The sequence below is a fragment of the Blautia sp. HA9023 genome, assembly GCF_056504095.1.
In genome coordinates, this window is the sequence record NZ_JBWLUR010000011.1 from 1 (window position 1) to 11,757 (window position 11,757).

At 43.1% G+C, this 11,757-nt stretch carries 8 protein-coding genes and 1 pseudogene; all 9 read right to left on the reverse strand.

The genetic code is table 11. From position 1 onward, the window contains the following. On the reverse strand, positions 1-1,818 hold a 1,818-nt coding region (locus tag AC04Q6_RS17985; RefSeq protein ID WP_476389804.1), incomplete at its 3' end, for a thioester domain-containing protein. 68 nt (positions 1,819-1,886) lie between these two features. Then, positions 1,887-3,959 carry a DNA topoisomerase 3 gene (locus AC04Q6_RS17990; protein ID WP_476389805.1) on the reverse strand — a complete coding sequence of 691 codons (2,073 nt, stop codon included), beginning with the start codon at positions 3,957-3,959 and terminating at the stop codon, positions 1,887-1,889. Next, positions 3,960-5,390 (reverse strand): CD1107 family mobile element protein, encoded by a 1,431-nt coding sequence (locus tag AC04Q6_RS17995; protein WP_331470788.1) that lies wholly within the window; start codon positions 5,388-5,390, stop codon positions 3,960-3,962. Next, on the reverse strand, positions 5,344-5,646 hold the full coding sequence (locus tag AC04Q6_RS18000; protein WP_195937296.1) for a DUF4315 family protein: 303 nt from the start codon (positions 5,644-5,646) through the stop codon (positions 5,344-5,346). The genes AC04Q6_RS17995 and AC04Q6_RS18000 overlap by 47 nt, the downstream gene beginning before the upstream one ends. Before the next feature lie 41 nt (positions 5,647-5,687). Then, entirely contained in the window at positions 5,688-8,489 is a 2,802-nt protein-coding gene (locus tag AC04Q6_RS18005) for a CD1108 family mobile element protein (protein ID WP_476389806.1), read from the reverse strand. Positions 8,490-8,507: 18 nt separating this feature from the next. Then, complete coding sequence (locus AC04Q6_RS18010) at positions 8,508-8,618, reverse strand: hypothetical protein (protein ID WP_008688066.1); 111 nt, start codon at positions 8,616-8,618, stop codon at positions 8,508-8,510. A 16-nt stretch (positions 8,619-8,634) separates the two neighbouring features. Then, the gene (locus AC04Q6_RS18015) at positions 8,635-11,091 is read right to left on the reverse strand and encodes a VirB4-like conjugal transfer ATPase, CD1110 family (protein ID WP_191855126.1); all 2,457 of its coding nucleotides are present in this window, start codon (positions 11,089-11,091) and stop codon (positions 8,635-8,637) included. Beyond that, the gene (locus AC04Q6_RS18020) at positions 10,973-11,437 is read right to left on the reverse strand and encodes a PrgI family protein (RefSeq protein WP_055268321.1); all 465 of its coding nucleotides are present in this window, start codon (positions 11,435-11,437) and stop codon (positions 10,973-10,975) included. Before AC04Q6_RS18020 ends, AC04Q6_RS18015 begins: the two co-directional genes overlap by 119 nt. Before the next feature lie 23 nt (positions 11,438-11,460). After that, positions 11,461-11,757 (reverse strand): annotated as a pseudogene (locus AC04Q6_RS18025) (VirB6/TrbL-like conjugal transfer protein, CD1112 family); the annotation flags it as partial.

The window sequence follows — 11,757 nt, forward strand, 5'->3', positions numbered from 1 at the left end:
GGTAAGCTCTGCCAGCTGTTCCTTATTTTCCACGGTTACAGCTGAGGTCTTACTTGCTACCAGTTTTACATTTGTTGCCGTTGCATTTACTACATATCCCTGTGGTGCTGTGATCTCTTTCAGATAAACAGTATCCTGTGTCTTGATGATCGTAACAGAAGATTTTCCATTCTTATCTGTTGCCGGCATCTGAGTGATCAGCTTTGTACAAGCCTCATCGCTGTATACACCGAATACTGCACCTGCAAGATTGACATCTGCTGTATCGTCTTTCTTTACGATTTCGATCGTAGCCTGTTCAATCCAGGATACCTTTAGGCTTACATATTTTTCATCAGCAACACCTTCTCCAAATACAAATGCCAGATCCTGAACACTTGCATTCGTAGTCAGTTTATATGCTGAGTAATCTTTTGTAATACTTCCCTTCATTTTTGCAGAAAAAGTAGCATTTACATCTTTTGTCTGTGTCAGAGGCGCTGAAAGATAAAACGTGGTTCCTCCTCCAATTGTTACGCTTGCACCTGCCGCACTTACATTTCCAGTAGATACATTATGGAGCTTTACTCCTTTTGGTAAGTCCATTGTGATTTTCTGCTGGGAAGATGCGTTGAACTGAATGTTCTCCGTTCTCTGAACATTTCCATCTACATAAGCTTTTACATCCGGCTTTGAAAATGACATCGCTACATCTGGTATTTCCGGCTTATTCACACAATAATTATAGAGTTCTTTTGCCAAAGCCTCTCCTGTAGCATTGGTTCCGTAAAATGCATCACTACTTCCGTTGGCATAGGATGCAGCCATGTGAATAATGATGAATCTTTTTCCTTCTGAAAAATCCGTGTGTTTATTAGCGAAAAAACTTTCGCTTCCTGCGGCGTCTGTACCGTAATAACACACTTTTGCTAACGCCTGATTGTCTCCAATCTTTGTGATTGTATAATTTCCAGATCCTGGTCCAGGTTTTGCTGGCTGTACACAATACGCAGTTGCTCTAACGCTTCCGTAGCTGATATAGTACGGCTCTGTCAGATAGGTTCCAAGATTATAATCTGCATATCTATACAGTGGTCCTTTTTCAATTGTTACCTGCTGTGTACTTCTTGCTGAATAAGCTGAAACTGCTTCAAAGGTTGCAATCTCTCCCTCTTCCATAGCATCAAGATCTACACCTTCGTCTCCTGCCTGTTCCAAAACATCATGAAGCTCTAACCCTGATTCTTCATCATAGGTATCCTGATTCTGTGCCTGCTCTACCAAATCATCAAATTCATCAGCGTCAATATCGGTAATCTCCGAGTCTGATTCTGACTCCTCCGTTTCTTCTGTCTGCTGTTCACTGCCAGCTGTTTCGGACTCAGTCACTGCTTCACTCCCTGCCGCCTCTGTCTGTACTTCTGTTTCTTTATCACGCACAATCAGTTTTCGGCTGATCTGGTACTTCGGATGCTCCTGATTTACCGGTTCCACATAATAGACCGCTTTGTAAGTGTCCGCATGATCTGTCGTAAAATCCTCATTCTTTTCGTTCTTTGCTTCCTCAAATGTGACTTTGACCTTGTTATCATCCTTGATTTCCAGTCCCGTGTAATCTGATTTCACATCAAATACACTGCCTGTTTCAATTTCATAATCTTTGGCAGTCACCACCTCATCTTCATCCAGAAGGTCTTTCACTTCCTCATAAAGTGGAGGTTTTTCCTCTGGCTGGATCTCCGCTGCATATGCAGTCATCGGAGATAACACTGTACTAAGCATTGTCATGCCTGCCAGCAAGCCAGATACTACTTTTCTAAAATTACCTTTTTTCTTCATGCTAAGGTCCTCTCTTTCATATATTTGTATTAAAACAGACAGTCCTTAGACTGCCTGCAATACACTGCTTATCGTTGCGGGAAACTCAGATTGAACTGCACATTTCCCTCGCCGGGATCAACCATCTCCACTGTTGCTTCATACTGTCTCCCTGTTTTTCTGGATACCAGATCCTTATAATGGATTTTTCCTTTAGACAGGAACTTCTTTGCTGCCGCCTTATCCATCTTTTTCCCCTGGCTTGCAAGGAATTTATCATTCTTCCATAAGGCAAAAGCACAGTTCCGGTCAGAACAGTAAAAGTTTACTTTTCCTTCCCTGACATCAGCTCCACAACGGGGACATTTACCAATGACTTCTCCTTTTGCTTTTCCCTGAAACTGCTCTTTCTTTTCTTCTGAAATCCCCTGATATCTGGCAACCAGTTCCTGCATCAGCTCTGTAATCCCATTTAGGAATTCATCTGCTGTCCCTGTATTCTGGGCAATGTGATTCAATGCCATTTCCCACTCTGCTGTCATCTTCGGAGATTTAATCTCATCCGGCAGAACCGTAATCAGTACATTGCCATCATCTGTCGGCACCAGATTTTTCTTTTCCCTTTTCACAAATCCAGACTGAATCAGTTTTTCAATGATTGCTGCCCTTGTTGCCGGTGTGCCAAGTCCTTTCTTTTCTGTATCTTCGGTCAGTTCTTCATTCCCTGCACGTTCCATCGCAGAAAGCAGGGTATCTTCTGTGTACTGTTTCGGTGGCTGTGTAAAATGCTCCGATACAAAAGAATCACAAGGACCGTAATGCTTGCCATCCCAGATATCCAGCTCCGGCTCTTCTTTTTCACTCTTTACGCCAAAGAACTGTTTCAATTTATTTTCGATCGACTTGAATCCTTCCTGCTTTGTTTTCTTTGCTGAGAGATAAAACGTATGATAATTACAGGTAATCTGGCATTTATGGCTTTCATAAATATAAGGATCTGCGGTTGCTGTCAGTACCCTGGCACTGATCAGATACAAAATCTTGCAGTTTCGTTCTTTCAGTTTACCTATATCTGCCTTTGCTACTTCCACGGTCGGGATAATTGCATGGTGATCAGATACTTTCTTTGAATTTAATACCTTACTCACGTCCGGCTGATATTCCAGCCCTTCGGCATAGGGCATTTTCCCAAGTAACATCTGAATCAGAGTTTCTGTGCTTTCTCCCATCTCATCTGTCAGATACCGGCTGTCTGTTCTCGGATAAGTAACAAGCTTCTGCTCATACATCTCCTGCACGGCATCCAATGTCTGCTGTGCGGTATAACCAAACATTCTGTTTGCTTCCCTCTGCAGAGTGGTCAGATCATAAAGCTTCGGAGGGCGGACTGTTTTCTCTTTCACATCATCCTTCTCCACTTCGCACATACGCTCCATACAGTCCGCAGCCACTCTATCTGCATCTTCTTTTTTCTGAAAATGCTCTGTAACCGCATCCATATCGTCAAACTTGATATGAGCCATATAATATTTCTCTTTGGTAAATTCCTTGATCTTCTGATTTCGATCAACGATCATAGCAAGTGTTGGTGTCTGCACTCTTCCAACTTTCAGATTTTGGTTATACAGAACGGAAAAAAGACGGCTCGCATTGATTCCCACCAACCAGTCTGCCTTTGCCCTGCAAAGTGCTGACTGATAGAGACTGTCATAACACGAACCGTCTTTTAATGACGCAAATCCATCTTTAATTGCCTGTTCTTCCATAGATGAGATCCAGAGCCGCTTCATCGGTTTTTGACATTCTGCCTGCTCATACACCAAACGAAAGATTAACTCTCCTTCACGTCCTGCATCAGTAGCACAGATCACTTCATCTACTTTTGAATCTCTCATCAGTTTTTTCAAGATTCCGAACTGCTTCTTTGTGCCCTCCAAAATCTTGTGTTTCCAACATACCGGCACAATCGGCAGATCTTCATATCTCCATTTTTTATATTTTTCATCGTATTCCGATGCATCACATAATCCAACCAGATGTCCTACGCACCAGGAAACGATATAACCGTTTCCCTCCACGTAGCCATCTTTTCTTGTTCTGGCTCCAAGCACGGAAGCCAGTGCCATCGCAACCGATGGCTTTTCTGCAATCACTAATTTCATTTACTCCTGCTCCTCTTCTTCATCTTCCAGCACATTATCGTCAAAATCTTCATCTCTCAGGATTTCCGGTTCTGTACTTTCTTCCTGCTCATCTGCATCGTCTACTTCCCGCTTTTCAGACTCTGAATCTTCGGATTCATCTTCATCCTCTTCCATCTCATCCTCGTCATCATATTCATGCTTTGGTTTATAGACTTTGAAGTAATATCCTCCTGCCGCAGCTCCGACTGCAACCAGTGCAATCAAAAGATACGTTCCAAATGGACTTTTATCTTCAGGCATCTGAATATCATCCTCTACCTTATCTTTCTCGGCTGACTCTGTCGTTTCCGGCTTTTCTTCCTCTGCTTTTTTCTCTGGTTCTGCATAAACCGTATCTACTTCCGGAAGTGTCACCGAATCAGAAAGTGTAAAGTTCATCAGATCTTTTTCACTAACTTCGGTAAGAAAATACACATTATCCTGAGATTTTGAATTGTCGATGATCAGATAGAAAATCTTACCACTCTTAGTTGAAATGGTATAAAACTCTTTTGTGCCTTCCGTAGCTGTTTTGGTAACAGAATCTGCTGTCTCGCCTTCTTTATTAAGCTGTTCCTCAATACCTGTCACTGTCCGATCATCCACAGTTCCTTTTGCATCTGTTGGCTCAGAAGCCTGTGCATCCTGCGGAAGTGGTGAAGTCGTTGTTTTCTCAGTCCCAGTTGCATCTGCACTGGTCGTGGTTGCCATCGCACCATTGCTGTCACTTGAAGTTTTCTGTTTCTCTGCCTGCTTCTTTGCCCATTCATAATAAGGATTCTGCAACACATACTTTTCAGAAGTATTTCCGGCACCATCCGTTACCGTGATTTCAATCTGTTTTGTTGTAAAATCTTTCTGTGTCAGTTGCACTCTCAGCATTCCATCCTTCAGATCTGTATAAGTGGTGCCATTAACTGTCACAGAAGTAATGCCGGAAACGGTATCATTTCCCTGAATCGTCAGTACACCATCTGTCAGAGATGCAGAAAGCGTAGGCTTTTCTGTGTCATAACACTTAATAGAGCGATTCTGCTCATAGACCTTCCCCTCACCATCTGTCACACGCACATACACTGTCTGGTTTCCAGTGATCGTGATACTTCCGCTTCCGGTTACATCCTGCCAGCTCCCATCTTTTCCTGCTTTTGCTTCAATTTTTGCTATTGAGAAACCTTCCGGCATATGGCTGGCATCTACCGTAACAGCAATGGTTGTTTCTCCCTGTTTCCAGCCATCCGGTTTCTCGATCGTAATTGCAGGTGTGGTATTCTCAGCTGCATAAGCAGTCTGTGTCTGGAGCAAAGGTGTTGTCAGGCAAAGAAATGTCGTTGCTGCAAGCAAGCTCTTTTTTACCCTGCTTTTAGTAATTGTTCTCTTCTTCTGTTTCATTTTTTCCAGATTCATCATCGGCTTTTGTTTCCTCCTTCTGTATTTCTACCCTGCCGGGCAGTTCATTTTTCATTCTCTTTTTGAAAGCTTCCAGCTCTGGAATGCTCATATCCATTGCACGGATAATTTTTACAATTTCCAGATTTTCCGCTTCTGTTTTTGCTATCTCCGCAGCCTTGAACCGCTTTAAGTCTGCTTCATATCTGGCTTTGGAAGCTTCCATTCTATCTTTGGCTTTCTCATAATCCGCCGTTGCTTTTTCAAGACTTTTCATCGCTTCTCCTTTCCGGACGGCTGATGCAGCCGCCCTTTTTCTTACCATCGTCCAAATCCATAGAAATGGCTCTGCCAGTATGGGGAATTGATGGACGTATACTGCACCGGATGTCCACAATGGATCATCTGACCATTGCCTACATAGATTCCGATATGCGTTACCGGCTCCCCTGCGTCGTAAGTTCCAGTAAAGAAAATCAAATCTCCCGGCTGTGCCTCCGACTGGGATACTGGTGTACAAATGTTGTACAGTCCCTGTGCAGTCAATCTTCCTGTATTCCTTACACCAGAGTTTGTCAGGCAGTAACTTACAAATCCAGAACAATCAAATCCACTTGGAGAATATCCACCCCACACATACGGTGTTCCCAGATATCTCGCTGCTTCGTTCAACAAACGCTGTGCCGCTTCACTGGTGTATTCATTGCCGCCAAAGCCTGTCCCTTCTCCAGTTTCCAGATAAAAGATCGGGTTTAAGCGCTCTCCATTTTTCAGAAGTTCAATATGAAGATGGCTTCCTGTAGAATTTCCAGTATTTCCTACAAGACCAATCTCATCACCTTTCGTGACGGATGCACCTGCAGATACACTCCGGCTGCTTAAATGTGCATACCGCAGTTCATAGCCTTTACTGTCCTTAATCACAACATAATTGCCATAGCTATCGTTATAAGCAGAAGTTGTAACCGTTCCGGTCAGCCCTGCCATTACTTTTGTCCCTTCCGGTGCTCCGATATCCATACCATTATGAAGCTGATTTGCTCCTGATATTGGATGAATCCTGTATCCATAATAGCTAGTCACACTGGAATACCAGTTAAAATCAACCGGTGTTGCAAACATCTGCAAGTTGCCTTTTGTATCGTTGTAGGCACTGAACAGTTCTTTCTGGAAAAATCCCAGCCTGTCCTGACAGATCAACATCAGATTTCCACTGTTTAAGGTGACATTCAGCACATCTACATCTCTTGTCCTGGTCACTTCCACTTCCTGGCTTCCATTATCATCTGCCAGATAACATTCCCAGGTCTTATGCCCATGTGCGGATGCCGCCGCATGATTATCATAGTAAACGTCAAACTGTACACCGTATCTTGCGAAAGCTCCGGTATCTTCTACCGTATATTCGACACCATTCATGACCACCTTTGTTCCCATTGGAACAAACGGATTGGAAGCATCTACCGCTAAGGTATGATTAGCAGTTGGGTATACTCCACTGGCAGTCGGGCCTCCGCTCCAAATGCCACAACAGATTGGACAGTTACAATATCCGCTTGTTACAACCTGTCCCAACGATTCTCCAACTCTTACTGTTGCTGTCTCTGTCACAGTCTCATTGACTGCTTCAGTAGTCAGATGATATTGCTCTGCAAACAATGCATCCAGTTCAGGCTTGACCTGTTCAAAAGTAAACTCCTCATACTTTGCTGACAGATAACTGATCAGGATAAACGGATCATGCTCAATAGGCCCGATGTTATATCGGTATTCCTCATGTCCCGGTTCTTCAGACTCCATGTTGTTAATCCGCTCCTGCAGATTAGCTTCCAACTGTGTATAATACAGTTCCGCTTCCCGGATTGCCTGATCCGATGACAGATAACTGGTTCCCGTGTAAGTGATCACATTTTGTAAAAATACTGCAGAGCATGACGTGACATTCGTTATAATCAGAAACATCAATCCGATCAGAACTGCCACACTGATATACACCTTCCGGTTTTCTTTAAAGAAGTTGGTGACTTTGCCGCCAATCTTCTTGATATAATCAATCGTACCTTTTGTAGCTGTTCCTACTGTCTGTTCACTTCGTTTTGCTTTGGCATAATCCCGTTTGATCTGTTGCTTCTGAATCTGTTTTTTTAGCTTCTTCTGCTCCTGACGGGCTGCCGCCTGTGTCTGTTTCTCTGCCTGTCTCTCCAGTCTGCTTCTCTTTCTGGAAGCCCTCTGTTTCCTTTGTCTGGCACTTCTCTGTTCCAGCCGGTAAATACCTTCGCAGCCTTCTTCCAACTTATGGGCACCTTCTACTGCCGCATTATCGTCTTCATTTTTACTGATCTCACGGTGCAATGCTGCGGAAGTTGCACTTCCTGCTTTCTTAACAACAAAAGCTTTTTCTGTTTTCACAGATTCCCCTTCGCCAAACTTCAGGCGGGATTTCTTCTTTCCAGAACCCTCTCCTTCATTTGCCTGATAAACCTGTGCCTTCTTGGAATGCTGCTTTGCTTCCTTTTTCTTTCTTGGTTCCTCATAAGAAAACTTTTTGGCTTTTTCCTTCTGTTTCTGATGACGGAAATTGACTCCATCCGTATCCATCTGGTTCAATTTCTCCATATCTTTGTCATTTTTCACAGAAGCACCAGTCTCTTCATAAGCAAATTTCAGACGCTGTTTCTGCTTTGGTTTCTTACTTCCACCATTCTTCTTACTCCGGCTGTCTCCTCTGTTTTCTGAAAGATCCGCACGTTTTTCTTTCAGTCTCCCTGACTGGCTGGCTTCGGATTTTTCCGCAAATCTTGATTCTTTTCTGTTCACAGCACGGATTCTTTTCCGGTTTTGTTGCTTTCTATTTTGTCCAAAATCCTCACTTTGGTTCTCCGTTCGCATCAGTTCCGGTGCATCCCTGGATTTTTGCACAGAGGGACGGATATTTTTCCCACTCCGTTCAGACTGGCGGGGAGACTTATCCACAAGGTTTTCTGCTTTTTCCCCCTGTTTTATTCCCATCTGCACATCACTGACACGGTTACTGACACGAACAGAAGATTTATCCGTCAGGTTTTCTTCCACCAGACCATCTTTGGTCATCTTCTGGACTTTCTTATCCCTGACTTTCATTCTCTGTTCTGCCACTACTTACTCCTCCTTTTTCGGATACCCTTTCCCTGCCTGTAATAAACAGAGAAAAGCGATGCCAAATACAGCACCGCCACTAAAAGTTAATACATATGAAATTGCTCGTAACATTGTCTTCTCCTTTGATTTAACCTGCTTCGGAAGTTTCCTCTAAGCGGGTTGTCATGATTTTATAGAGGGAATTCTTCGGGAATCTGTCTACGAACGGGATAATGACATTTCCATAGAACAGAAGTCCTTCCCCCTCATTACTGTTGGTTACATAGGACAGCTGGGTTGGTGAGATATTCAGCTGTTTTGCAAGAATCTGCCTGTCTCCGGAAGCCTGGTTCAGCATATAAATAAAATCTGAATTTTCAAATATATTCTCTATCTCCCTGGAAGACAATAAATCCTTAATATTCTGGGTGATGCCCGTTGGGATACCACCCCATTTACGGAATCGCTTCCAAATCTCCACGCTGTAGGCTGCAGTCTGCTCTTCCTTCAAAAGAAGATGGAACTCATCCACATAGTATCTGGTGGACTTATGGGCAGAACGGTTCATCGTTACCCTGTTCCAGACCTGATCCTGGATTACGAGCATCCCAATCTTTTTCAGCTGTTTTCCAAGTTCTTTGATGTCAAAGCAGACAATGCGGTTATTGATATCCACGTTTGTCTGATGGTTAAATACATTCAAAGAGCCTGTAACATAGATCTCTAATGAAGTAGCCAGCCGCTGTGCTTCCGGCTCTTCCTGTTTTCTCAGAAGGTTGTATAAGTCCTCCAGGATTGGCATCTTCTCCGGTATTGGATCGGCAAGGTATTCCTGATATACTAACCGCACACAACGGTCAATAATCGTTTTTTCTACCGGTTCCAATCCATTCTTTCCTCCAACAATCAGCTCACACAAAGACAGGATAAAATCTGCTTTCAATGACAGCGGATTATCTTCCTCAGAATAATTCAGGTTCAGATCCATTGGATTGATATACTGGTCAGATACCGGCGAAACTCTTACCACCTGCCCATGCAGCGCCTGCACAAGTGCCGAATATTCGGCTTCTGGATCACAGACAATGATATCGTCCTCCGTAATCAAAAAGCAGTTTGTAATTTCCCTCTTTGCTGAGAAGGACTTACCGGAACCTGGTGTACCAAGAATCAGTCCATTTGGGTTCTTCAGACGTTTCCGATCAACCATGATCATGTTGTTGGATAATGCATTCAATCCATAATAAAGAGCTTCCCCTTCCTGAAACAGTTCCTGTGTCGTAAATGGCACGAAGATCGCTGTTGAAGATGTGGTAAGCCCTCTCTGAATTTCAATTCGATTGACTCCAAGCGGAATACAGGACATGAGTGCTGCTTCCTGCTGATAATCCAGCTGTTTTAAGGAACAGTTATATTTCTGTGCGATCCCCTGCACCTGGAAAATATTATTATCCAGCTTCTGACGCTTCTTTGCGGTATTCATTACCAGAACTGTCACAAGGAACATTCTCTCATTTCTGGACTGCAGATCTTCCAGCAGATTCTTTGCCTCTTCGCCATAAGTCACAAGGTCCGATGGAAGCACGTCCATATCATAACCGGAACGTACCGCACGCTTCTGCTCTTCGATCTTCATCTTATCAAGATCAGAAATCTTACTCTTGATCATCTTGATTGCTGAACTCTGATCAATGGACTGGATATGAATGTTGACATTGATGCTGTCATCCACATCCAGAAAATCTGCAAGCATCCGGTCTGTCAGCTCCGGTGCAAGAATCTGAAGGTAACTCACACTTCCCATCGTTCTTCCCATCAAAAATGTCTGATTCTTGGAAAAGTTAAAGGAAGTCGGTGCAATAAAATCTTTGGTCTTTAATCCGGTTTCCGGAAGCATCTTGTACTGGAACTTAAATGGTTCAATCCGATCCTGGTTGAACACATGATACAGAATCTCCAGCCTTTCCAGTCCATTCAAAGAATGTGCCTGTGCTCCCAGAACCTTAAAGTTATTTAAGATATCTGTTTCGATTCTTTCAAGCCTTGGTCTTGCTACCTTCAGACTTTCTGCTTCAATTCCAAAAGTGATATACTTCGTCTTTACCAGACCATTATTTCCTTTGGAAAGCTGATTTTTCAGCATAGTACGGTATTCTTCACGAATGGCATTGAAGTCATCGTTCTGATCCGGAATATCAATACTTTTCTCAAATTCTGCCACATCCACCTGCTGATTGATAAAGGACAGCTGCACACTGATGGAAGAATCAAAGTAATTTAAGAAATCACAGTAATTCTCAAATATCGTGGTCTTATCCTCATTTAAAGCCAGCTGATAATTGATGTCATAAAACTGAATCGTCTTAGAGAAAAAGGTCTTTGTCACCTGGCAGATACCATCCTGCAGCATCCGAATATACGGAATGCTCTGCTGTGCAGTTGTAGGAATGCCTTTCTGTTTCCTGCGATCCCGTTCCTGTTTCTTCTTACGCTTTTCCTGTTCTCTTTCTTTTCTGCTTTTTTTGTTTCTTCTTTCCTGACGGTTTCTTTTTTCCGCCAGAGACAGACGCTCCTGCTGAGCCTCCTGCTTTGTCTTTTTTGCCATCCGGCACACCCTCCTTTTTTACAAGGGTGGAAATCTCCTGATAAAAATTTTCTGTCTTATATGGTCTTACCGCTGGACAGATAAACTTCTGTCGAATGATATTTGCCACCACTTTTTCAAAGGGAAGCCCGTCTTTTTCATACATTGCCATGAAGAAAAATGGAAGCATGATCGTTACCATCAGAATGGCAGCAATACTGGAACCGATTGGTTTTCTCATGAACAGATAAAACGGAATCCCCACAACTGCGGCAAGTGAAAAGAAAATCAGCTGCCGCTTTGTCAGATTTAACGCTACTTTTGTTTTGACCTTGGTAAGGTCTTTTGGTACTGGTACATACGCCATGGTATGCGCTCCTTTCCTGCCCGTTAATGGGCATTGAATATTGATTTGCTAAGGCTTCCGGTCTTGAATAATGAAAATGCAAGAATCACGGTATAAGCCGCTACTGAAAACATTGCTGCATGAAGGTCACTGGATATGGTCATTGCATTTACTAAAACTGCATAAATTCCCACACAGACCATCATGAAGAATCCCTGAAATGCCAGTGCGAACAAGCCTTTTAAATAGTTGTTTCCGATATTGCCCCATTCCTTATTGGTCATGGTGGCAAACGGAATTGGTGCTATGGAAGTATAAAGGTAAATTTCTATCATTCTTCC